The organism is Streptomyces stelliscabiei, from assembly GCF_014873495.1.
In the GTDB taxonomy this organism is placed as follows: Bacteria; Actinomycetota; Actinomycetes; order Streptomycetales; family Streptomycetaceae; genus Streptomyces; species Streptomyces bottropensis.
In genome coordinates this window covers 10,102,371-10,124,703 of sequence record NZ_JADBGF010000001.1, presented here as the reverse complement: position 1 = coordinate 10,124,703, position 22,333 = coordinate 10,102,371, and the positions used below count along the sequence as shown (strand labels likewise).

Annotated in this window: 24 protein-coding genes and 4 pseudogenes; 15 read left to right on the top strand and 13 right to left on the bottom strand. The window is 68.9% G+C overall.

Annotated elements, in window-relative coordinates; genetic code table 11:
* The first annotated feature begins 482 nt into the window (after positions 1-482).
* Both H4687_RS44310 and H4687_RS44305 read left to right on the top strand, forming a co-directional pair.
* Entirely contained in the window at positions 483-1,313 is an 831-nt protein-coding gene (locus H4687_RS44310) for an enoyl-CoA hydratase/isomerase family protein (RefSeq protein WP_046914625.1), read from the top strand.
* Between the two features lie 332 nt (positions 1,314-1,645).
* Positions 1,646-2,643: pseudogene (locus H4687_RS44305) on the top strand (IS5 family transposase).
* Between the two features lie 57 nt (positions 2,644-2,700).
* On the opposite strand, the gene H4687_RS44300 reads toward H4687_RS44305, so the two are convergent.
* The 3 genes from H4687_RS44300 to H4687_RS44290 are packed head-to-tail and all read right to left on the bottom strand — an operon-like array spanning position 2,701 to position 4,123.
* On the bottom strand, positions 2,701-2,937 hold the full coding sequence (locus H4687_RS44300; protein ID WP_050399436.1) for a hypothetical protein: 237 nt from the start codon (positions 2,935-2,937) through the stop codon (positions 2,701-2,703).
* Positions 2,937-3,410: a PNPOx family protein gene (locus H4687_RS44295; RefSeq protein WP_046914622.1), complete on the bottom strand. Its 474-nt coding sequence runs from the start codon at positions 3,408-3,410 to the stop codon at positions 2,937-2,939. Before H4687_RS44295 ends, H4687_RS44300 begins: the two co-directional genes overlap by 1 nt.
* Positions 3,411-3,451: 41 nt before the next feature.
* Positions 3,452-4,123: an SDR family NAD(P)-dependent oxidoreductase gene (locus H4687_RS44290; RefSeq protein WP_046914621.1), complete on the bottom strand. Its 672-nt coding sequence runs from the start codon at positions 4,121-4,123 to the stop codon at positions 3,452-3,454.
* Positions 4,124-4,272: 149 nt separating this feature from the next.
* Here H4687_RS44290 and H4687_RS44285 point away from each other — a divergent pair, with 149 nt between their 5' ends.
* Complete coding sequence (locus tag H4687_RS44285; RefSeq protein ID WP_046914620.1) at positions 4,273-4,965, top strand: TetR/AcrR family transcriptional regulator; 693 nt, start codon at positions 4,273-4,275, stop codon at positions 4,963-4,965.
* On the opposite strand, the gene H4687_RS44280 is transcribed toward H4687_RS44285, so the two are convergent.
* The gene (locus H4687_RS44280) at positions 4,931-5,176 is read right to left on the bottom strand and encodes a hypothetical protein (RefSeq protein ID WP_143685337.1); all 246 of its coding nucleotides are present in this window, start codon (positions 5,174-5,176) and stop codon (positions 4,931-4,933) included. The two genes, H4687_RS44285 and H4687_RS44280, sit on opposite strands and share 35 nt — an antisense overlap.
* A 370-nt stretch (positions 5,177-5,546) precedes the next feature.
* Complete coding sequence (locus tag H4687_RS44270; RefSeq protein ID WP_225967009.1) at positions 5,547-6,218, bottom strand: TetR/AcrR family transcriptional regulator; 672 nt, start codon at positions 6,216-6,218, stop codon at positions 5,547-5,549.
* 68 nt (positions 6,219-6,286) lie between these two features.
* On the opposite strand from H4687_RS44270, the gene H4687_RS44265 reads away from it, so the two are divergent.
* The 3 genes and pseudogenes from H4687_RS44265 to H4687_RS47175 form a co-directional block, all read left to right on the top strand.
* Positions 6,287-7,126 (top strand): alpha/beta fold hydrolase, encoded by an 840-nt coding sequence (locus tag H4687_RS44265; RefSeq protein ID WP_046914617.1) that lies wholly within the window; start codon positions 6,287-6,289, stop codon positions 7,124-7,126.
* A 194-nt stretch (positions 7,127-7,320) separates the two neighbouring features.
* On the top strand, positions 7,321-8,388 hold the full coding sequence (locus tag H4687_RS44260; RefSeq protein WP_046914616.1) for an alkene reductase: 1,068 nt from the start codon (positions 7,321-7,323) through the stop codon (positions 8,386-8,388).
* Positions 8,389-8,599: 211 nt separating this feature from the next.
* Positions 8,600-9,010: pseudogene (locus tag H4687_RS47175) on the top strand (SDR family NAD(P)-dependent oxidoreductase); the annotation flags it as partial.
* Positions 9,011-9,091: 81 nt separating this feature from the next.
* Here H4687_RS47175 and H4687_RS47170 read toward each other — a convergent pair.
* Complete coding sequence (locus H4687_RS47170; protein WP_046914614.1) at positions 9,092-9,412, bottom strand: AMP-binding protein; 321 nt, start codon at positions 9,410-9,412, stop codon at positions 9,092-9,094.
* Positions 9,413-9,576: 164 nt separating this feature from the next.
* Between H4687_RS47170 and H4687_RS44250 the strand changes: the two genes are divergently transcribed.
* Positions 9,577-10,170 carry a TetR/AcrR family transcriptional regulator gene (locus H4687_RS44250; RefSeq protein ID WP_046914613.1) on the top strand — a complete coding sequence of 198 codons (594 nt, stop codon included), beginning with the start codon at positions 9,577-9,579 and terminating at the stop codon, positions 10,168-10,170.
* A gap of 367 nt (positions 10,171-10,537) precedes the next feature.
* Here the strand turns inward: H4687_RS44250 and H4687_RS44245 are convergent, their stop codons facing one another.
* Together H4687_RS44245 and H4687_RS44240 are read right to left on the bottom strand one after the other, a co-directional pair.
* Complete coding sequence (locus H4687_RS44245) at positions 10,538-11,404, bottom strand: alpha/beta fold hydrolase (RefSeq protein WP_233443651.1); 867 nt, start codon at positions 11,402-11,404, stop codon at positions 10,538-10,540.
* Positions 11,405-12,961: 1,557 nt separating this feature from the next.
* Positions 12,962-13,813, bottom strand: a complete 852-nt coding sequence (locus H4687_RS44240; RefSeq protein WP_046919616.1) for an alpha/beta fold hydrolase — start codon at positions 13,811-13,813, stop codon at positions 12,962-12,964.
* Between the two features lie 502 nt (positions 13,814-14,315).
* Between H4687_RS44240 and H4687_RS44235 the strand changes: the two genes are divergently transcribed.
* Positions 14,316-14,924, top strand: a complete 609-nt coding sequence (locus tag H4687_RS44235; RefSeq protein WP_046919617.1) for a TetR/AcrR family transcriptional regulator — start codon at positions 14,316-14,318, stop codon at positions 14,922-14,924.
* A gap of 571 nt (positions 14,925-15,495) precedes the next feature.
* Complete coding sequence (locus H4687_RS47165; RefSeq protein ID WP_318787731.1) at positions 15,496-16,140, top strand: winged helix-turn-helix transcriptional regulator; 645 nt, start codon at positions 15,496-15,498, stop codon at positions 16,138-16,140.
* 212 nt (positions 16,141-16,352) lie between these two features.
* Here H4687_RS47165 and H4687_RS44220 read toward each other — a convergent pair.
* The 3 genes and pseudogenes from H4687_RS44220 to H4687_RS47160 all read right to left on the bottom strand — a co-directional run.
* Positions 16,353-16,526 (bottom strand): annotated as a pseudogene (locus H4687_RS44220) (transcriptional regulator); the annotation flags it as partial.
* A 24-nt stretch (positions 16,527-16,550) separates the two neighbouring features.
* Positions 16,551-16,682 carry a hypothetical protein gene (locus tag H4687_RS47825; protein ID WP_257034252.1) on the bottom strand — a complete coding sequence of 44 codons (132 nt, stop codon included), beginning with the start codon at positions 16,680-16,682 and terminating at the stop codon, positions 16,551-16,553.
* A 140-nt stretch (positions 16,683-16,822) separates the two neighbouring features.
* Positions 16,823-17,089, bottom strand: a complete 267-nt coding sequence (locus H4687_RS47160; protein WP_050399434.1) for a DNA ligase-like domain-containing protein — start codon at positions 17,087-17,089, stop codon at positions 16,823-16,825.
* 215 nt (positions 17,090-17,304) lie between these two features.
* Here H4687_RS47160 and H4687_RS44210 point away from each other — a divergent pair, with 215 nt between their 5' ends.
* On the top strand, positions 17,305-18,270 hold the full coding sequence (locus tag H4687_RS44210; protein ID WP_046919619.1) for an ADP-ribosylglycohydrolase family protein: 966 nt from the start codon (positions 17,305-17,307) through the stop codon (positions 18,268-18,270).
* Positions 18,155-18,721: pseudogene (locus H4687_RS47155) on the top strand (winged helix-turn-helix transcriptional regulator); the annotation flags it as partial. The gene H4687_RS44210 and the pseudogene H4687_RS47155, both read left to right, overlap by 116 nt.
* Positions 18,722-18,918: 197 nt before the next feature.
* Here H4687_RS47155 and H4687_RS47150 read toward each other — a convergent pair.
* Both H4687_RS47150 and H4687_RS47145 read right to left on the bottom strand, forming a co-directional pair.
* Complete coding sequence (locus tag H4687_RS47150; protein ID WP_225968449.1) at positions 18,919-19,155, bottom strand: hypothetical protein; 237 nt, start codon at positions 19,153-19,155, stop codon at positions 18,919-18,921.
* Between the two features lie 469 nt (positions 19,156-19,624).
* Positions 19,625-19,801, bottom strand: a complete 177-nt coding sequence (locus H4687_RS47145; RefSeq protein ID WP_225967007.1) for a hypothetical protein — start codon at positions 19,799-19,801, stop codon at positions 19,625-19,627.
* Between the two features lie 465 nt (positions 19,802-20,266).
* Here H4687_RS47145 and H4687_RS47140 point away from each other — a divergent pair, with 465 nt between their 5' ends.
* The 4 genes from H4687_RS47140 (at position 20,267) to H4687_RS44180 (ending at position 22,313) form a co-directional block, all read left to right on the top strand.
* Positions 20,267-20,467 (top strand): VOC family protein, encoded by a 201-nt coding sequence (locus tag H4687_RS47140; protein WP_225967006.1) that lies wholly within the window; start codon positions 20,267-20,269, stop codon positions 20,465-20,467.
* 143 nt (positions 20,468-20,610) lie between these two features.
* Positions 20,611-21,393, top strand: a complete 783-nt coding sequence (locus H4687_RS44190) for an MBL fold metallo-hydrolase (RefSeq protein ID WP_046914309.1) — start codon at positions 20,611-20,613, stop codon at positions 21,391-21,393.
* 35 nt (positions 21,394-21,428) lie between these two features.
* The gene (locus H4687_RS44185; protein WP_046914314.1) at positions 21,429-21,824 is read left to right on the top strand and encodes a nuclear transport factor 2 family protein; all 396 of its coding nucleotides are present in this window, start codon (positions 21,429-21,431) and stop codon (positions 21,822-21,824) included.
* Between the two features lie 72 nt (positions 21,825-21,896).
* Positions 21,897-22,313 carry a PPOX class F420-dependent oxidoreductase gene (locus H4687_RS44180; protein ID WP_046914308.1) on the top strand — a complete coding sequence of 139 codons (417 nt, stop codon included), beginning with the start codon at positions 21,897-21,899 and terminating at the stop codon, positions 22,311-22,313.
* Positions 22,314-22,333 lie beyond the last annotated feature (20 nt).

Here is a 22,333-nt window from a genome sequence, read left to right as displayed (position 1 = left end):
TCGACAACCTGATCGTCACTCCCCCACCCCCCGGCCATCCGCAAAGACCTCGTCGGCGCCTCGCTCGAAAACGAGGATCTCTTCCGCCCGCCTGACCTTTCCCGCTCTCGTACGCCGCCGGACGGTCCCGACGGCTGCGGTTCGCCGGTCGGCCATCCATGGGAGCGGCCGGTCGGTGACTCGCCCCATGTGTCGGGTCTTGTCCGCTGAGCGTTTCCCGACCCATAACATTATGATTGTAATGTAAATGGTGAAGACCGAGCGGTGGCTAGCCATCAGCCCGAACGAACGGAGCCCACACCATGCCGCACAGGTGCAGGCGGGACCGGCTCAGCCGACGCAGCTCCAAGTGACAAGCCGACGACACCCGCACCCCACCCGGCGCAACAGCTCCGTGGTCGCCGAACGCGATCACGGCCACGCAAACCCAAGCCCAAGCCCAAGCCCAAGCCCCCTACGAAACACGAAACGGAAACCACGCCATGAGCCAGCCCAGCACGATCCGCCTTGAGCGGACGAATCCGCGGACCGCGAGGATCACGTTCTCGAATCCTCCCGTGAACCTGGTGGTTCCCGAGTCGATCGTGACGTTGCACAAGATCGTCTCGGAGCTGGAGAACGACCCGGACATCCAGGTCGTCGTCTTCGCCAGCGAACTCCCCGACTTCTTCATCAACCACTTCGACGCCGCCGCGGCCGCCGACCTTCCCGTGCCCGAGCACGAGGACGACAACCCGTTGTGGACAGACATGGTCCTGCGGCTGAGCAAGGCTCCGTTCGTCAGCATCGCGGCCATCCGGGGCCGCACCCGGGGCGCCGGCAACGAGCTGGCCCTCGCCTGCGACCTGCGCTACGCCAGCCGCGAGAAGGCGTACTTCGGCCAGCCCGAGGTCGGCCTCGGCCTCGTCCCCGGCGGAGGCGGCGCCGAGCGGCTCCCGCGCTCGATCGGCCGCGACCGCGCACTGGAGGCGATCCTGACCAGCGCCGACTACGACGCCGACCTGGCCGAGCGCTGGGGATGGGTCACCCGAACCCTCCCCGACGCGGAGCTCGACGCCTTCGTCGACGCGACCGTCGCCCGCCTTGCCTCCTTCGACCGGCGGGCACTGGCGACCGCGAAGTCCCAGGTCAACCGGGCGACACTGCCGCCGGACGCCCACCTGATCGCCGCCTTCGGCGAGTTCGCGGGCACTCTGACGCAGCCGGGATTCGCCGCGCGTGCGGTCGGGCTCGGCGCCGTGGCCGCCGATAAGGGCCTCGACGTCGAGTACCAGCTGGGTGAGTACATCGGCCGGGTCAACGAAGCCCTCTGAGTCCCCCGGCCGCGCCCACGACCGACCGCAGCGCCCCACAGGGCGCCCGTAGGCGCCGCGACACCCCGGGCGGATTCCGTCCCCGGCCCACACCAGAGTCCCCACGGCGGCCGGGCGCGTTTCCACGGCGGCCCGGCCGTCGGCTCCCGGCCGGAGGCGCCAGCTCCCGGCCGGAGAGTCCCGCCGCACCCGCCGGGGTCCGGACACGGAAAACGCGACGGGCAATGCCCCACCACGCACCGGTCGTCACGTGCTAGGGCCTGTTCTAAGTTGAGATCACGGAATCGATCATTCCCGCTTCAGGAGGGTGCTGGCTGCGGTAGACCGGTGGCGTGACTCGTGGTGCTCTGACTGATGCCGAGTGGGAGTTGATTGAGCCGCACCTCCCGCTGGGGCCGTTCGGACCGATCCCTGACCTGCGCAGCTACTTCAACGCGGTGATGTGGCGGTTCCGTACCGGCAGTCCCTGGCGGGATGTGCCGGAGAGCTACGGCTCCTGGTCGACGATCTATGACCGGTTCCGGATGTGGGCGCGTGACGAAGTCTTCCAAACCCTCATGGAAGCGATGATCGCCGAGGCGGGGGCCCGCGACGATGTCGATCTGAGCCTGGTCAGTGTGGACTCGACCGTTGCCCGCGCGCATCACCACGCAGCGGGCATGGTGGTCGAACCGGAGCTCCTTGAGGACCCGGAGAAGGCCGTGGCGGAGGAAAAGGGGCTGCAGCAAAGGGGCAAAACGATCCCGTAGGCGAGGGGGCCGCGGACAGGGAGAACCGCGAGCGGGAACATCGCCGCGCCGAGCGCCGACACCACAGAGCCCGACTGCGGGCCGCCGAACCGGGCCGCTCCCGGGGCGGACTCACCAGCAAGGTCCACCTCGCCGTCGAGCGGCGCTGCCGCCCGCTGTCCATCATCCTCACCCCCGGGCAGGCCGCGGACAGCCCGCGCTTCGTTCCGGTCCTTAACAAGATCAAGGTGCGTGTCCCGGTCGGCCGCCCCAGGAGCCGGCCGGACGCGGTCGCCGGAGACAAGGCGTACCCCTCCCGCGCCAACCGCGCCCATCTGCGCAGACGCAACATCAAGGCGGTGATCCCGGAGAAGGCCGACCAGGCCGCCAACCGCAAGAAGAAAGGACGCTCCGGCGGCCGCCCGGTCAGCCACGACGCCACGCTCTACAAAGACCGCAACACAGTCGAGCGCGCCATCAACAAGTTCAAGGAATGGCGGGGGCTGGCCACCCGCTACGACAAGACACCCGAGAGCTATGCCGCAGGACTCCACCTGCGCAGGTCCATCCTCTGGCTACGCAGCCTTCCAGCCCTCCCGTGACCTCAACGTCGGACAGGCCCTAGCCGGAGTGCGAGCCGCGAGTCCGGCGCAGTCGAGTCACCGGGTCAACTCGGATTGCACTGCCGCGAACGCCTCGTCCAGATGGTCGGCCGGCGACCCATGGCGTTCCAGGCTGCTCCAGATCTTTGTGCCGACTCCGGCCATGGCGACCAGCCGGAGTGCCTGCTGCCGTTCAGGGTCCGGCCAGCGGTCGGCCAGGGCCTCGGTGATGATTCGCTCCTGGCGCTCATGGTGGTAGTGCTTGCGGGCGAGAAGGGTCTCCGTCGACCGCATCAGCCGGTCGAGTACTGCCGGTCCGGCCGCTCGGGCTCCATCCGGAAGCGGACCAAGCGGGTCTTGGCGGCGGCCGTGCGCAGCTCGTTGTCGGTGGGCTGCCGGTCGCCCGGGAGGCCGAGCATCAGCCCCTTGGCGGCCTTGGGCCCTTTGCGCCGGCCGAACTCGCCCAGCAGGGCGGCGACTTCCTCAGGGTTCTCGACGACCGTCGGGACGGCGCCGTGGTCCTGGCCCCGGATGCGCAGCCGGACGGCGGACCCTTGGCGCATGCTGGGGATCCAGCCGAGCTGGGAGGACATGGCGAGCACCGTGCCGGGATCCCAGTCGAAGTAGCCGATGGGGACCGTGAATTCGCGGCCCGTCCTGTGCCCCTTGTACGTGAGCAGCATCAGGCGCCCGCTCAGCGGCTTGTGGAAGCGGGAGGCGAGCAGCGGCCGTACGACCTTGTTGGCGGCTCGGAAGATCTTCACCATGGGTGGCCTGGCCGTGTTCGCCGCGGGTGTGCCGGAGGTGCTCACCAGATGCCGCCGGGGACGGTGTGGACGATCTCGGCCTGGTCGCGCTTGGTGTACGCGTCCCAGTAGTGCTCGGCGATGGTCTCCGGCTCGGTGCCGGGACCGCTGCCGATGAATACCCCGATGGCCACGTGCGCGGCGTGCACTCCGCGCTCGGCGAGGTCGATGCCCAGGGCCATGGCGTAGTTGCGCAGGGCCGCCGCCGCGACGCCGATGCTGCCGAACGCGCCGCCGATCGGTCGGACCGAGGAGGCGCCCGTGGAGAACAGCAGGGTGCCACTGCCGCGTTCGAGCATGGCGGGCAGCACCTGACGGACCGCGGCGACCGCTCCGTACAGGTAGTAGTCGAGCTGCTCGTGGAGGTCCTGCGCCGTGGCGTCGACAGCGGCGGCGCCGGCGAACGTGGGGTCGGCGGGTGAGTACTCCAGTACGTCGACGGCCCCGAACCGGTCGGCGACCGCGGCGAGCGCCGACTGCAGCGAGTCGGGACGCGTCACGTCCGCGGCGAAGCCCGCGGCCTCGATGCCCTCCGCGGCGAGCCGCGCGGCGAGCGCGTCGAGCTTGTCCTGGGTCCGGGAGACCAGGGCGACCTGGAAACCCTCCCTTCCGAAGCGGCGGGCGATGGACAGGCCCAGGCCGGGGCCTGCCCCTATGACGGCGATGACGGGCATGGGTGGTGCTCCTGTGGTCGGACGGGCTGGACGGATGAGGTGCACTTCCCGCCACGTCAGCGGTCAGGACTGAAAGTCGAGGGCAGCCTCATGTTCTTGGATCGTAGCAGAGAACATGAGGCATCCCTCCGGTTGATAGTCTGAGTGACATGGCCATCGACCCTCCGTCCGCCTCCGCCGGGAACCCGGCCCCCGTCCGCCCCCTGCGGCGCGACGCGCAGCGCAATCGCGAGGCCCTGCTCACCGCGGCCCGCTCCTGCTTCGCCGAGCAGGGCATGGAGGCACCCCTGGAGCAGGTGGCCAAGCGGGCCGGGGTGGCCATCGGCACGCTGTACCGGCACTTCCCCACCCGGCTGGACCTGGTGCAGGCAACCTTCGCCGGGAAGCTGGCCGTCTGGCGGGAGGCCGCCGAGAAGGCCGTCACCATGGATGACGCCTGGGCGGGGCTGTGCCACTTCCTGGAGACCATGTGCGAACTCCAGTCACAGGACCGGGGGTTCAACGACCTGGCCTCCATACGGTTGCCGGAGAGCGCCTGCCTGGCGGGCGCCCAGACCCGCATCCGCGAACTCGGTGTACACATCGTCGAGCGTGCGCAGGAGCAGGGCAGCCTGCGCCCCGACCTCACCCCCGAGGACCTTGCCTTCGTCATCTGGTCGCACAGCCGCGTCACCGAGGCCACCCACGCCATCGCCCCGGACGCCTGGCGCCGCCACCTCTACCTTCTGCTCGACGGCTTCCGAACCGACCGCGCCCACCCGCTACCGGCGCCGCCGCTCACCGAGGAGCAGCTGTATCGCGCCATGATCAGCCTCGGCGGAAACGGGGCCTGCGGCGCCTGACCGTCGGGACGCGCGTTGTCCCAAGGCGCCGCGGGAGCCCCTTCCCGGCGACCAGGCCGAGCCGGTACGCCTCCGTCCCTGCGGTGCAGAGTTCGTGGAGGCGTTCGGTGACCTCCGCGTGCACCAGCGACACGGCGCGCTCGAAGGCCGCCTCGTCGGCGAAGCATTCGCACATCCAGACCACGTCCGGGTCCTCGCTGCTGACATGCATCAGGTAAAGCAGCCACGACGCCACGCTCTACAAAGACCGCAACACAGTCGAGCGCGCCATCAACAAGTTCAAGGAATGGCGGGGGCTGGCCACCCGCTACGACAAGACACCCGAGAGCTATGCCGCAGGACTCCACCTGCGCAGGTCCATCCTCTGGCTACGCAGCCTTCCAGCCCTCCCGTGACCTCAACTCAGAACAGGCCCCAGTCGACCGCTCCCCCGTCCGGTGCCGTGACGTCGTCGACGGCGCATGAACAGCTCTCGGCAGCGGCGCAGACCATCCCTGGAGAAGGCACTGCATGCCGCACCATCGGCTCAAAATCGCGGGCTCGTCAGTGTCTGACCCACGGGTGGTCGGGGTCGGCTGCGGTCAGGCTTCCGGGCTCCGTGCCGCCGACTGGTCGATGCTGCCGTGTGCCAGTGAGGCGAGGATCCCCGTGCGGCAGATATCGAGGATCTCGTCCGCCAGCGGAGAACCGTCCGGGCATCCCCGCGACAGCATGACCGCGCCGACCGAATGTGCGAGCATGTCGATCACCATGGCGCGGGCTGCCCGCTGGTCCGCATCGCCCGACGTGCCGCTTGAGGCCTGAAGGGCCGTCAGCAGGTTCTCGATCCCGGCCGCGAACACCTTCTTGATGTCCGCCGGCTGACGTGCGGCATCGCCGCTGAGGGCCGCGATGGTGCAGCCGTCGCCTCGCCCGTCGCGATGCTCCCGGGAGACGTAGCTCTCGACGAACTCGGTGAGGCCCGGACCTTCCGTCCGTGCCGCGATCTGTGAGAGCCCGCTTGCGGACGCCTCTGCCATCAAATCGGCCTTGGAGCGGAAGTGCTTGTAGAACCCGCCATGGGTGAACCCGGCGGCTGCCATCAGTTCCGCCACCCCGACACCGTCATAGCCGCGCTCGCGGAACAGCCTGGCGGCTGTCGCGACGATATGCGCACGGTTCTGCTCCGCCTGCGCCTTGGTCACTCGCATGTCCAGCCGCCCCTTCCATGGTCGACGCTCGACGGGCAAGCATATATAGATGTCGATCGACATCTAAGAGCTTGACTTTTTATATTACGACCGTCATTGTATTGCTCACCCCCTCCAGAAAGCCACAGACCATGAGTGACACGCATGTGACCGCCCCGACCCAGTACATCGAGGTCGACGGCGACCGCTTCGCCTACCGCCGCTGGGGCAAGCCCTCCGGCGTCCCGATCCTCCTCGTCCAGCACTTCCGCGGGGGAATGGACAACTGGGACCCCTTGCTCACCGACGGCCTGGCCGAAGGCCGCGAGGTCATCCTGTTCAACGGGCGCGGCATCGCCTCCTCATCCGGCACGCCGCGCAACCGGGTCGAGGACATGGCCGACGACATCGCCGCGGTCATCCGGGCGCTGGGGCTGGATCAGGTCGATCTGCTCGGCTTCTCGCTCGGCGGCTACCAGGCACAGGAAGTCACGCTGCGCCACCCCCAGCTGGTGCGCAAGCTCCTCCTGCTCGGCACCGGCCTGCGCGGCGGGGACCCGGCAATGGACCCCAAGGTGCCCGAGGTGGCGCTGAATCCGGTCCCCGGCCTGGAGGACTTCCTCTTCCTGTTCTTCGGCCGCTCGCAAGCCGCGGTCGAAGCGGGCCGGGCATTCTGGGAGCGCCGCCACCAGCGGGCCGAACAGGACCCGCCGAGCTCGTCCGCAGTCGGGCAGGCGCAGTTCGAAGCGTCCATGGCCTACGCGGAGCCGCTGCCGGGCGAAAACCCTTACGCCCACCTGAACGCGATCACCCAGCCGACACTGGTCCTCAACGGCGAGAACGACGTGATGATCGCCTCGATCAACTCCCGGCACCTCGCCCAGAACATCCCCAACGCCCAACTGCTGATCTACCCCGACGCCGGGCACGGAGCGCAGTTCCAGTACCCCGAGCGGTTCCTGAAGCACGCCCTTCAGTTCCTCGACGAGTAGACAGCTGCGCGCGCAAGGCGAACGGCACATCCTCGACGGACGGCCGTCCCGGCCATTCCCGGGCCGTCCGTCACCCAGCAATACATTACGGACGTAATGTAATTTACCCATGCTCATGGCGGATGTCTCATCGGATCCACAGCCCGGAACGCAGATCTGCCGGATGTCCGCCGCCAACACCTGAGGAAGCACTCATGCTCGACAGCCTGTGGACCCCGACCGTCGCCGGAAAGATCTCCCTGCCGCACCGGCTGGCGATGGCCCCCCTCACCCGCAGCCGGGCCACCCCGGACGGCGTGCCGACCGAGCTGAACGCCGAGTACTACGCCCAGCGCGCCTCGCACGCCCTCATCATCACCGAGGGCACCCAGCCCTCCGCCGACGGCCAGGGCTACCCGGTGACCCCAGGCATCCACACCGACGAGCACATCGCCGGCTGGCGCAGGGTCACCGACGCCGTGCACAGGGCCGACGGACGCATCGTCATCCAGCTCATGCACGTCGGGCGCATCTCCCACCCCGACAACACCCCCCACCACCGCCAGCCGGTGGCCCCCTCCGCAATCAGGCCGGCAGGCCAGATGTTCACCGCCTCCGGGATGCAGGAGATGCCGGAGCCGCGCGCACTCTCCACCGAAGAGATCACCACGACGGTCGACGACTTCCGGCAGGCCGCCGCGGCCGCCATCGCGGCCGGCGCCGACGGCGTCGAGATCCACGGCGCCAACGGCTACCTGGTCCACCAGTTCCTCGCCACCAACACCAACCAGCGCACCGACCAGTACGGCGGCTCCCTCGACAACCGCATCCGCTTCGCGGTCGAGGTCGCCACCGCCGTGGCCGACGAGATCGGAGCCGACCGCACCGGCATCCGACTCTCCCCCGGCAACCCCTTCCAGCTCGGCGACCTCACGGAGGACGACCCCCACGAGCTCTACCCGCACCTCGTGCGCGCCCTCGCCCCCCTCGACCTCGCCTACCTGCACCTCGCCCACGGCGGCGACGAGGAACTCCTGGGCACGCTGCGCGAGTTGTGGCCCCACACGCTGATCCTCAACCGCGCCGGCACCGACGTCGCCACCCGGGCCAAGGACATCGAGAACGGCATCGCCGACGTCATCACCGTGGGCTCGATGGCACTCGCCAACCCCGACCTGGTCGAACGCATACGCGCCGGCGCACCCCTGAACACCCCCGACCCCGCCACCTTCTACGGCGGCGGCGCGGCCGGCTACACCGACTACCCCACCCACACCGCCTGACGAAGCATGACCCGGCGCCCGAGGGAGTCGCCTCCCTCGGGCGCTTCGGCGTACGCACGACACGACCAGGCAGCAGTGAACATGCGCTCGCGACGCGAGCGGTATGCCGGCGATGACCACGAGGTCCCGCTCTGCGGCTCCGAATCCGGAGCCGCCGCTGCGGACGTGCACTCGACCCCATCCCGTGGCCGAAGACGAGGCGTCCCTATAAATGCGTTCGATCTCGCCGACAAGGTCGCACTCATCAGCGGCGGCACCGGCGGACTCGGCAGCGCTACGGCCCGAAACCTCCTTTCCCGCGGCGCCCGGGTCGGCATCGTGGATCTGCGTCCGGACACGCCGGGAGATCGCAGCGGACATCTCGTCGTTTCATGTCGTCGGCTTTACCCCGGACGTCTGCGACCGCAGCGCGCTCGACGATGTGGTGGCCCATCCGTGTGAGCGGTCAGGGCGGGTCGACGTCGTGATCGCGAACGCCGGCATCGTGGGGCAGGGCTCCACACTTCGTGCCACGCCCGCACCCGCGGTCGACAAGGTGCTGGTCGTGAACATCAACGGAGTCGTCAACACCGTCAACGCGGCGATGGAGCAGATCATCGCCAACCAGGGCCAGGTCGTCCTGATCAGTCCCGTCTTCGCCTTCCTCAACGGCGTGGGGGCCGGCCTGCCCGATCGGCAGTTCCGGCGTGCCCTCGAACGCGAACTACGCGTTCGCGTCGGGATCGGCGTGGTGATAGGCGATCTCGCGGGACTTCAGCAGCACGTTCAACGGCACGACCACCGCGCCGGCCTTGAGGATGCCGATGCAGACGCCGGAGAAGTGGGGCAGGTTGGGGCAGGACAGTGCGACCTTGTCGCCCGGCTGGATCCCGCGCGAGACGAGCAGATTCGCGACACGGTTGGCGGCGGCGCCGAGGGCGGCGTACGTGATGTGGTCTTTGCCGAAGACGATCGCGGTGCACTCCGGGTATCGGGACGCGGTGTCCGTCCGCAGTCGTGACACGTTGCGGCTCGGGCTGAGCATCACTGCTCTCCTGGTTCTGCGGGTGAGGGCGGTCGAGCCGGGCCTGCCGTCTGCTGGGCGAAGATCGGCCAATAATCACCTGCCGACCATAATATTACGTGCGTCAGACCATAGATTAGGATGAGATACAAGGCAATGGTCCGGCAAAGTTGGGGAGGAACCCTGTGGCGCGCTACACCAAGGAGCACAAGCAGGTGACGCGGCAGCGGATCATCGAGAAGGCCGGCCACCGGTTCAAGCAGGACGGCATCGACGGCTCCGGCATCTCCACGCTGATGTCCGACGCCGGGCTCACCAACGGGGCCTTCTACGCCCACTTCGAGTCCAAGGACGACCTCGTCGCTCACGTCGTCGCCGAGCAGCTGCGCGCGCAGGTGGAGCAGTTCGGCACGCTGCGGCCCGGCCGCGAGGGGCTTGAGGATCTCATCCGTTCGTATCTGTCGCCCGAGCACCGGGACAACCCCGGCGACGGTTGTCCGAACGCCGCTCTGCTGGACGAGATCGGCCGCTGCGGTGACGGAACCAAGGACGCCTACACCCACGGTGCCAAAGCCATCGTGGACGAGTTCGCCGCCCGCCTGGCACCCGAGGATCCGCAGTCCGCCCGCGGCCAGGCCGTCGGGCTCTTCACCCTGGCGGTGGGAACGCTGCAGCTGTCCCGGGCACTCTCCGACCAACGGCTCTCCGACGAGGTCCTCGAGCAGGGAATCGAGAACGCCCTCGCCATCGCGCGATGCACGTCCGCACCGGCTGGATGACCTGGCCCGGGCCGGGACGCCGGTGCCGCGTGAGCGGGTGGCCCCCGGGGCGACTGCGATCTCGGGCGCGGCCGGCGCGGGGGTCCTCCGCTCGTACGGCGGCTGACTCTGCGCCCGTTCGAAATACGCCGTAGCGGCAGGGCAGGTCCTGGGCCTGGGACCCGGGGCCCGGGTCCCAGGTCCCGAGGCCCGAGGGGACGTCGACCGGTCTCCGCATCGCCATCCTGCACGACAGCCGCCTCGACGCCGCAGGGCCGAGAGGCGAGCAGGTCAGTTACGTCGAACACGTGACGAGAGCCGTGACGCCCGCCGGGCGTCACGGCTCTGAGTCAACTTCCTCGGCCTGAGTGCCGGTCACACTGCGCCCCTACGGCCGGCCGAAGAACTCGAGAGCCGTCGGCACGAACTGCTCGTGGTACTGGAAGATGCCGCCGTGGCCGCCGTCGGGGTAGATCACCAGCTCGGCGTTGGGCAGTCGCCGGGCCAAGTCGTGCGAGTTCGACGTCGGAACCATGCGGTCGTTGTCGCCGTTGGCGACGAGTACGGGCTGCTGGATGCGGGAGAGATCCTGCGGCTGTGCCAGCCCCCAGCGGTGGATGGCCTTGAGCTGGGAGAAGTAGGAGGTGGGGCGGATCGCCTTGTCCCGGTCCTTGGTGCGCTCCTTCAGGCGGGCCAGGAACTCCTTTCCGGCCCGAATCCCGTTCGGGGTGCGGGTGAAGAAGAGGAACTGCTTCACGTCCTGAAGGGTGAGCAGTGCCCGGAGGGTGTCGTAGTGCGAGATCCGGGTCACGTTCTTGATACCCTCGCCGCCGGCCGGACCGGTGCCCGCGAGGATCAGCCTGCGAATGAGCTGCGGGTCGGTCTCGGCGATCACCTGGGCGATCATGGCGCCCATCGAGAAGCTGAGGACGTCGACCTGCTCGAATCCCAGCGCCCGGATGAAGGTGACGGCGTCCTTGGCCATCTCCTCGATGGTCTTCGGCGTCACACCGGTGGACGCGCCCACACCCCTGTTGTCGAACGTGATCACCCGGCGCTTGGCCGCGATGCCGTCGACGACCCGGGGGTCCCAGTTGTCCAGGACCGCGGCGAGGTGGGTGATGAAGATGACCGGCATGCCGGTCCGGGGGCCGAGGTCGCGGTAGGCGAAGGTCACTCCGTCGGCGGTGACGGTACGGGTCTGCGCGTTCTTGTACGACATCACCACGTCACCATGTGTTTCGCGTGCGTTCACGGTCGTGCCCTTCGATGTGTGGGTCACCGCCACTGTGCGCCAATTTCTGCTTCCTCGCAGGTGGGCGAAGAGCGGTGCTCCCGTGTCTCCCGGCTGCGGCTGCAGTCCGGAGTCGACGGCCGGAGGAGGCCCATGGAGAACCGCCTGGATCAGGTCTCTGAACAACCCGTCGACCATTGAAGTATGACCATAATTTAATTAGGGTGCAAGTGGTGGGGCCGAACGAGATGCACAGCTGTGGAATCACTGGTTCCGCCGGGCTTCGCGGCGCACAGCCCAGCGCACCACCAGGGCAGGAGCGACTCACCTACGCCGACGGCTGCGAGACGCTGGTCGTGACCGGCGAGTCGCTGACGTCCGGCCCCGGACCGGTGACAGCTGACGATCAGTACAGCGGTCACGACATCGATGCCGGCGTGAGGACGACGCCTGGCTGCGCACCGGATTCCAGGAGGCCGGGCCGGAGCCCGAGCCGTCGACTACGACAACGCCCGCCTCAACCCCGATCCCGCGCCGCCGGTACAGCGCTCGCCGACTTGCACCCGCAGTGGACTGGCGCAACGTTCAGGGTGCCCTTCTGCTCGCCTTCGGACAGAACATCGTGGGCTGGCGCAAGCTCCGTGCCCGCGCAGTGGCGGACCGTCATCACGGCGCGGCACCCGGAGTCCTTGAGGACGGCGAGCTGTGCGTAGGGCCGCTGCGTTCGGCCTGGCGACCGGCCACTTCATCTAGAGGGGCTGCGAAGACGCCTTCGAACCGGCCATGGCCTTCCACGGGTTCCGCTGCGTTGAGCTCACGGGCCGGCCCAAAAGCATCCCGGCCGGTGACGCGGTGAGCGCCGTCGTCATCGACGTCCGCCCAGTCCTCGAACTGTCGCGGTGTTCACTCATGCTCCTGCGCAACACCGTCGCTGGGCGCAGATCGGCCGGCTGATCCCCGATCCGGTCGGCCCTGCCCGTCGAGGTCGGCGAGGCCGAACTGGCTGAGGCGATGGCGGTCGCGTCCCAGGCGGACTACGTCGGCGACACCGTCGGTCCGACCGGAAGAGGCCGCTCCACGGCGACGCTGGATCTCATCGGTTGTCACATCGCGCTCCTCGGCGACCTCAGAAGCTCAACCGGCCCCTCGTCTCGTTTATCCAGGGCAAGCTATCGACACTGCCCGCCACGGAACTCGGTGCGGACGCCATCGACCAGCCTTCAACCCGGGGATGCGGGGCGGTCGGGTGATCGCCGAGCTCGCACTCGAGCCCATCGAGCCGAGCGGGCTGCTGCCGCTCAGCGTTCCCCGCCCTGCCGGACAGCTGCCGGTCCACTGGGGCCAGGTGCGGGGGGATCACGTCCGCCTTCGGCGAGGGCCTTGGCTACACGACGGTGCCCTACTCGGAACCGACAATCCAGAATCCCGTCATGTCGCCGGTGCGCACCGGCTGCCCCGCCTCGATGGCGACGCCGGTCAACCATCGTGCAAGCGCCGCCTCATGACTGTGAGGCGGCGCTTGCACGACTGTCAGCCGGCCGCCGCCGGGGTTCGGGATCGGCGGCGCGGTCGACGTGCTCAGGCGGCGAGGAAGTCGGCCACCTGCTTGGTGAAGGCTCTGGCGTGCTGGAAGAGGAAGGCGTGGCCGGCGTCCCCGTAGAGGAGGAGGGTGGCGTCGGCCAGGTGCTGGACGGCGACGTAGGACGCGTGGGCGGGGACCATCACGTCGTGCAGGCCGTTGGCGTACAGGACGGGGTGCTTGATGGACTCCAGTTCGGCCTGTACGTCGTCGAAGGGGGCTGCCAGGAGCTGGCCGATCGCGGCGAGCATGCCCTGCGCCGTCGCCTCGGTGACCGCGGGGCCACCGGCGGCGAGCCGGGGCGCGACATGGGAGAAGTGCTCGTGCCCTGAGGCGCGGGCCGCTTCCGTCTCCGGGTAGAACAGGTACAGCATGTCGTCCTGGTCGGCGTCGGGCTTGGCCATGATGCCGAGGACCTTCTGGCTCGCCTCCGGCGCACCGGGCACCCAGCCGTTCGGGCCGCTGCCCGCCACGATGATTTTGCGCACCAGCTCCGGGCGACGCGCGGCCAGGCGCTGGGCCACGAAACCGCCCAGTGACCAGCCGAGCACGTCGGCCTGCGTGAGGCCGAGGGACTCGATGAACTCGGCGGCGCCCTCGGCGAATCCGTCGATGGAGTCGCGCGGCTCGCCGGTGGTGTAGCCGACGCCGACGTTGTCGAAGACGACCACGTCGTGGTCGGCGGCCAGGTAGTCCAGGAACTCCGGGTCCCACCAGTCGATGGTCGCGCGGAAACGCTGCAGCAGGACCAGCGGGACACCGCCCTGCGGACCCATGCGCCGGTAGGTGAAGGTCGCGGAGGGCCCCTCCACGGTGAGGTTCTCGGCCTTGTCTGCCAGATACGTACGCATGACGTCCTTCTCTTGTTGGCGGGTGCCCGTCCGTTCTCGCGGATCTGCTCATGCAGCACGCAAGACATGCTGGGCCTGTGGGGCCGCTGCCCTTGGCCGGCGTGCGACGAGGCGAGCCGGAGTTGTGGACCAGACCGACGATCCGCTCGGATCGCTCGATCTCCTAGTCGCCCCCTGGGGTGACCCAGGCGGCTTCCGGCTCGCTCCGATCACCTCGGAATCCCCCACGCGAGCCGTGAGCAATTAAATTATGTCCATAATACTAAGCAGACGCGCCCTGGGTCCACAAGGGGCCCCGACGAAGGGCGAAGCCCGCAGCCGACCTCGGGACCGCACACGGGCCGGCAACGCCAGCGGTCCAGCACAACGGAGACCGAGGGGCCGCAACCCCACCCCGGCCGCGAGAGCGTCGGAATTCGGAGCTATTGAATTACGTTCACAATACAATACATTGGAGGAGCCGCTGGAGAGCGAGTAGCCCTCCCGGCGCGTAGAGGAGTGTGTGGTGCGCTACAGGAAAGAGCACAAGCAGGCGACCAGGCAGAGGATCATCGAGACGGCGGGCCGCCGCTTCAAGGAGGACGGCATCGACGGCTCGGGCATCGCGGCGCTCATGAAGGACGCAGGGCTGACCAACGGCGCCTTCTACACCCACTTCACGTCCAAGGACGACCTCGTGGCCACCACGATCGCCGACCAGTTGCAGGCCCAGAACGCGACTATCGTCGCGCACGCGGAACCGGGCCGCGCCGGCCTCGAACAGATCGTGCGCTGGTACCTGTCCCCCTGGCACCGTGACAGCCGTGACGTCGGCTGCCCGTCCGCCGCCCTGCTCGACGAGATAGGGCGCTGCACCCACCCGACCAAGCAGGCTTACACCGAGGGCGTACTGGTGGTCGCCGACGGCATCGCCGCCCGCCTGGCGCCGGGTGACCCGCTCTCGGTCCGCCCCATGGCCCTCAGCTCGTACGCCATGTTGGCCGGCACCCTCCAGCTCGCACGGGCCCTCGCCGACCCGCAACTCGCCGACCAAGTCCTCGAACAGGGCATCCACAACGCCCTCGCCCTCCTGGGCATCGAGCACGAAGGGGACACCAGGACGGCGCACTGACCGGCGTGAAAAGCGGACACCGCGGAGCGCACGCCGCACCCTCGGCACCGCGCCCACACCTCACCTGCGGCGCGACACCCGTACGGGAAGAAATGCCCCCTCGACACCCGGAGCCTGCACGCAGCCTTGTCCACCCTCCCACATACGGGCGCGATGTCGCGGGCGTCGCCTGCCGCGTTGGACCCACGGTGCACGGGTGCGAGGCGGGCGACGAGGTCTACACCCGACCTCGCGACGCAGCGCCACCCTGCTCATAGCGGGCACATCAACCCCGAACTGCCTCCCAGATGCTGGCCAGTTGGGGCACCGACGCGACAAGGGCGGGAGCTGTGATGGCGCTGGAACGCACGGCTTGATGAACAGTTGTTCATCGGTAGTTGGCTGGGCGCCACGCCCAGCGTCCTTTCGCACGCCAAACGCCTCCTGTGGTTTCGGCTTCGGGACGGGGTGGGCGGGTTGCGGGTAGGCAGTGGAAGAACGGTGCCGCCGCTGCGCAGGGAGGTAGGACTTCAGTGCTTCCTTTATGCCTGCCCTGCCATAGACCGGCTTCTGTCCCGGTCCCGGTACGAACATGGCGTCTTCGTCGAACAAGGAACCCAGTCCGTCGAGGTCCCGGTCCTTGAGGTACTGGGCGAAGCACTCGTGCACGACTTCCGGTGTCATGTTTCTTCTCTTTCTTCGTTGCGGGCGGGCGGGTCGGCTACAGGCCGATCCACGTGAGTCATTGACCGGTGGCGCGCGGGGTCAGCCCCACGACCACGACGGCGTCGAGAGCGGGCAGTTGCGCGGGCTTCAGCGCCGGGTCAGCGGTCTTGCGCACCAGAACCGGGCCGTCCCGGTATTCGGTGCCAGCGGCGTCGGAGGGCGGGTCGGTCAGCAGCGTCCAGTCGGCCAGGTGGATCAGCGCGGTGGGGCCGCCGAGCACCGTCACGGTGTTCACGGCGCGGGTCACGGCAACGTCGGTTACAGCGACCTCGAAGCCGGTGGGCTGATCACCCGTACCGTGCACCCCAGCCATCCACCGACGGTGCAGTACGCCCTGACCGACCTCGCCCGCGGCGTCACCGCCGCACTGCAACACCTGCAGGACTGGGCCGAACAGCACACCGGCGACTACGCCCACCATCGACACACCCACCCACCGACCCGAAGCCCTGAAAGGGCAGGCTCGGTGTGCACACGTTGCCGTGCTTCCGCGTATGAGGGAGCGCCCTGACCAGCATGAACTGCGTGCAGAGCTCAGGGCTAGAATCGCCGTCGCTGACGGCAGACGTGCAACGGCTTCTGACCCTGCTGAGCGCGGCCGACGCGGGATCGTCGGTGGTCTTCGTGCGGGTCACCGGAGAACCCAGGGGCAAGGGTGCAGGTCGAAGCGGCACGACAGTCTTCGGCGTGCCCAGGTGCGGATGCGGCCGGTCCGCGGTCCCGTCAGGCGGACGGGGCCGACGTGTCCGATCCGGCCCGCGTGGCGTCCGCGCCCCAGCCGGCAAGCAGCCTCGCGGCCTCCGCGGACGGCGATCCCGGGTGCGCGTGATGCGTGATCAGGGCCTGGTCGCTGCCGTCGGGCAGGCTGAATGTCTCGAAGGACAGGGTGAAGTCGCCGACGAGGGGATGCCAACCGAGAACTCAGTTGTCGAACGGCGGTACGTCGCCCGGTGTGAGGTCTTCTCCAAGCCGCAGGGAACGCACTGGGTGACGGTAACGGCCCTCGTCGACAGCGATGTCGGCCTGGAACTCGGCCACCAGGTCGAGGCTCACCGGGTGGTACTCCAACTCGCCGCGGGTGCCCCACCCCGCACTGAAGTGGCGCCCCTGTCAGGGGTGATCGGCGTCAGCCTGGTGCAGCCGCGGTGCGAGGGTGCGGCGTACGGCGGTGGAAAGCAAAGTGGTGTGCGCGATCAGCCGCAGGTGCCCAAGCTCGTCGTAGCGGCCAGGAGCAGCGTGGCCGGCGAGGCCAGGGCGCCGGTGACGCCGCCGATCAGCCCTTCGGACGTGGTGTGGGAGCGGGCCTTGATCCAGGCACGCTTGCCAGGTAGGTACGGCTGCCCGCTTCCTTTGATCACGACGCCGTCGATGCCGACCGTGCCCCAGGCCGGGTCCAGCCAGTCCAGCACGGTCGCCCGGTCGTTGGTGGCAGGGCACAGCGTGAAAGGGGCGGCGAGCACGTCGCGGGCGAAGAGGTCCTCCGGGATCGCGCGTCACTCGAGCCTCACCCAGCTCGGTGGCCGCAGCGGCGATGTCAGGGAAGGCGCCGGTGAGGTCCGCGCCCTGGCGGGACTGGAGCATGACAAGCCCGGGGCGCGCGAAGAGGACGGCCCGGAGAGCCGAGGAAGGAAATAGGGCCGCGCGGCCGCCGGCGCGGCAGGGATAACCTGCGCGAATGAATCGGATTCAGCGGGCCGCTGGCGCGGTCGTCGGCGCAGCCGTGGGTGACGCCCTGGGCGGCCCCTTCGAGTTCGGTCCCCCGGGAGCGTTCTCCGCTCGGTTCCCCGCGCCTGGTGCCGGTGGCGAGATGTGCGGAGGCGGTGGCTGGGACCCCGGCGAGGCCACTGACGACACGCAGATGGCCGTCCTGGTCGCGGAGTCGCTGCTGGAGCGGGGCAGACTGGATCTGCCGGACATCTTCGCCCGCTTCCAGCGGTGGGCAGCATCAGAACCGAAGGACATCGGCCTGCAGACCGAAGACGTCCTGACCAACGGCATGCCCTGGGACCTCGCCGCCGCGATCCATTTCCAGGTCAACCAACGAGCAGCGGGAAACGGCTCCTTGATGCGGGCGTCGACCTCCGCGGTCCACTTCGCGGCCGCCGGCCGGGAAGCCACCATGGACGCGGCCCGCCGCATCGCCGCCCTCACCCACGGTGACCGCGCGGCCTGGGAAGGCACCGCGATCTTCCACGAACTCATCCGTGTCACGTTCGAGGACACCGACCCCCTCACCGCGCTCCCGGACATCCTGGCCCTCGTCCACCCCGACCACCGCAGCCGCTACGCCACAGTCCTCGCGCCCGACTGGCACCCCGATCAGGCAACCGAGTTCAACGGTGCCGTCTGGCCCTGCCTGGGCTCCGCCCTCTGGGCCCTGAGCACCACAGCCAGCTTCGAAGACGCGATACGCGCGGCAATCGACCTCGGCGGTGACACGGACACCGTCGCCGCGGTGACCGGAGGTCTCGCGGGGGCGTACTACGGGCTGGACGCAATCCCCGCCCACTGGACCCAGCCGCTCCATGTCCCCCTCCCAGGATTCGACGGACGCGTGCTGCGCCTGGCGAATCTGCTCCACCTTGCACACCGCCTCGAAACCGCTCACACCAGTGATCTGCACACGGGCAAAGGCTGTTGATGAGACAGGTCTGGCAGCCCGCATAATCGGCGAGCTGGTCGTCGGGGACGCCTCGGGCCGCCTCGCGTTCGAGCGGTTGCGGAACCGGCTTGCCCGGCGCGGAGCCGGTGCGACCCGGGCGGCACAGGAGTGGCCAGCCCGCTTCGTCTTCCCTTTCAAGTTCAGCGTGTTGAAGGCGAGACGGGTTCTGGCCGGGCGGTCGGCGGTACTTGAAGGACAATTGGGACCGATCCCTGTGCTCCCCGAGTGCGGCGTCGCCCGGTTCCAGACCCTGCTCAACGGGCCGTGGGCCACCCTGATCGTGCGCGAACTGCTCCACGGCTACCACCGCTTCAACCAGGTGCACGAGGCCCTGCCCGGCATCAGTCCGCACACCCTGACCAGCCGACTGCGCCAGTTCGAGCGGCACGGCATCGTCACCCGCACGACGTATGCGGAGATCCCGCCGCGCGTCGAATACGCGCCGACCCCTCTGGGCGAAGGACTGCGCGAGGTCCTGGAGGCCATGGGACGTGGGCCACGGGGGTGCTGGATCCCGAGTCCGGCGTCGCCGCCTGACGTACACCTGGCCCGGCGATCCGGCCACGGCCACGGTCACGGTCACGGTCACGGTCACGGTCACGGTCACGGTCACGGTCACGGTCACGGTCACGCCGAGGATGCGAGCCTCTCCCGCAGGGCGTCGTTGTCGTCGTGGTGGACGACCTCCTCGAAGCGCCGCCTCAGCCCGTGCTTGTGCAGCAGCTCCGCCACGATCGCGTCGAGCTGTTCGCGGTGCTCACTCGTCCGCGCCTGGAGGTATGCCTCCCGGACGTCTTCGGGCTCGTCGGCGAGCACCTGGTCCATGCGCTCGCGGATGTACCGCTTGAGGTTGATGTGCTCCATGAACACCTCCCCCCGATCCCTGCCTCGACGAGCCGTCCGAAAAGGTCGTCCAGAAGCTCGGGCTGGGTGGCGAAGTGAGGCAAAAGCGGGCCGACGAAGGCGTAGGTGGGGATGCCGGCCTCGTTCAGCTCGGCCAGGGTGCGCAGGCGGTGGGAGGCAAGCGGGGCGCGTACTTCCAGCCAGCGGCTGACCTTGTCGTCGGTGGTGGTCACGGTCATGCCGACCTCGGCGCGGGGCAGGCTGGTCAAGAGGTCGATGTCGCGGGTGACGACGGGCGACTTCGTCAGGATGCGCACCAGGCCCGGGTACTCGACTGCTTGAAGTTCGCGCAGGATGCCCCGGGTGAGCCGGTACTTCGTCTCGTGACCCTGGTAGGGGTCGGTGACCGAGCTGAGCAGCATCGTGCCCCGCCGCTTGTCCTGCGGCATCTTCGCCAGCTCCTTGCGGGCGAGCTCGACCGCGTTCTTCTTCACGTGCAGGTAGTCGCCCCACTCCTTGAGGACCGGCCGAACTGGCGCCCGGCGAAGCCGGCGAAACAGTAGGCACAGCCCAGCACACAGCCGGTGTAGGGGTTGATGACGTAGTCGTTCGACGGGGTCTTCGACTTCTGGATCAAGGTCTTCGCTTCGATCTCGATCGGTTCCATGGCCGCTTCCTTCCTGCCGACCCGGCGGTCCGCGTACGAGGGGCCGGGTTCCTCCGCTGTCTGCGGGCCGGTCCTCCAAGAACCACCGAACCCGCACCCATGGAACAATAATCCAAGGAAGTTGCTTCCATGGAATACACATGGTTTGCTGGACGCCGAGCCGGTTCCGGGTCCCGATCCCTGCCGGTCAGGCATGCCACCCCACTGCCAGTTGGCCTGCACTGCCTGGATTCGGCATGCCACAGAAAGAGACATTTGCCCCTATGGGGCGTAAGGAGTGAGCGCCATGACCGTTCCCGCCTTCAACTCGGTCGCCTGGTTCGAGTTCGGCACCGACCAGCCGGAGAAGGTCAAGGAGTTCTACGGCGAGCTCTTCGACTGGCAGTACATCCTCAACACCAACACCCCGGGGGTCACCTATCACTCGGTGATGACGCCGGGCGCCCAGCAGCCGGCCGGCGGCGTATGGGAGTCGGGGGCGGCTTCCCCAACTACGCGATCTTCTACGTCTTCGTCCAGGACGTCGCCTCGACCGTCGAGCGCGCCCAGAAGCTGGGCGCCGAGGTGCTCATGGCGCCGGTCTCCGACTCCGCGGGTTTCACCTTCGCCCGGCTCAAGGACACGGCGGGCCACCACTTCGGCGTGTTCTCGGTACCCGCCCCGTAAACCCGGCCATGGGCCACCGGCCCACCTGCCGGCTGCGCACTGAGGGAGCGGGCGGCCCCGTAACCCGTGCCTCTAGCGCCCTGCCCCGTCGGAGCACACCGCAGTGCCTCGTACCACCGTTTAGCCGACCGAGAGGTGCCCCGATGTCCGGCGCCAGCGACACCAGCGAAAGGATCCCCGTCCGCGTCTACGGCGGCCCCACCGCCCTGATCGAGTACGGCGGACTCAGGATCGTCACCGACCCGACCCTCGACCCGCCCGGCGAGTACCCCATGCCCCTCCCGGGCGACCACAAGCTCGTGAAGACCGACCCCTCAACGGTCACCGCCGCCGGCCTCGGCCGCGTCGACGTCGTCGTGCTCTCCCACGACGAGCACGACGACAACCTCGACGACGCCGGCCGCGGCCTCCTGGCCGAGGTGCCGGTCGTCCTCACCACCGAGAGCGGCGCCGGCCGCCTGGGCGGCAACGCCCGCGGCCTCGCCTTCTGGCAGGCCTCCGAGCTCAAGCGGCCCGACGGCGGCAGCGTGACCGTCACCGGGGTGCCCGCCCGGCACGGCCCCGTGGGCTGTGAGCCGATCACCGGCGACGTCATCGGCTTCATCCTCACCTCCGACGACCTGCCCTCGGTCTACGTCAGCGGCGACAACGCCGCCCTGGAGCACGTCAAGGAGATCGCCGAGAGGTTCGCACCCGTCGACACCGCGATCCTCTTCCTCGGCGGCGCCCGCATGCCCTTCGCCTTCGACGGCGCCCTGCTCACCCTCGACAGCGCCCAGGGCGCCGAGGCCGCCAAGACACTCGGCGCCCGACGCGTCGTCCCCGCGCACTACGACAGCTGGGCCCACTTCCAGGAAGGCCGGGGCGAGATCCAGGCCGCCTTCACTCAAGCCGGCCTCGCCGACCACCTCGACTTCGCCCGATGACCCCGACCGAACCCACAACGATCACGGAGACCACGATGACCACTGCCAACCTCGACCTGGCCCGCGCCTACTTCCAGGCCGTGCAGACCGGAGACATGGCCGCCCTCGGCGGCCTCCTCGACGAGCAGATCGTCTGGCACCAGCCCGGCGCCAACCAGTTCTCCGGCGACCACAAGAGCCAGGGCGCCGTCTTCCAGATGCTCGGCAGCATGATGGAGGCCAGCCAGGGCACCTTCGCCATCGACAAGATCCATTCCCTCATGGGCAACGGCGACCTGGTCGCCGCCACCATCCACTTCACCGGCCGCCGCGGCGACGCGTCCATGGCCATGGACGGCGTGGACCTCCTGCGCATCCAGAACGGCAAGATCACCGAGATGTGGCTCTTCTCCGGCGACCAGAACGCCGAAGACGCCTTCTGGGGCCGCTGACACCCGGTGGTGTGCCCCGAGGCCGACCCGGCCTCGGGGCGAAGCGACGGCCCCACCAGTGAAAGGCATCGCATGCGGAAGATGACCGACGAGCAGTGGCGGGAGTTCGTCACGCACGGCACCCGCACCGGCAAGCTTTCGACCGTCAAAGCCGACGGCAGCCCGCACGTCACACCGGTCTGGTTCCTCCTCGACGGCGACGACATCGTGCTCACCACCGAGAAGGACGGCGTCAAGGGCCGCAACCTCGCCCGCGACGGACGCTTCGCCCTCTGCGTCGACGACGACCACCCCCCATACGCGTTCGTCATCCTCCAAGGACACGCCGACACCTCCGCGAACCCCGACGAGATGCTGCACTGGGGCGGCCTCCTCGGCGCCCGCTACATGGGCGAAGACCGCACCCAGGAGTACGCCGCCCGCAACGGCGGCCCGGGCAACCTCCTCGTCCGCGCCCACATCGACAAAGTCATCGGCATCGCCGACTGAACGACAACGTCCCGGGCACG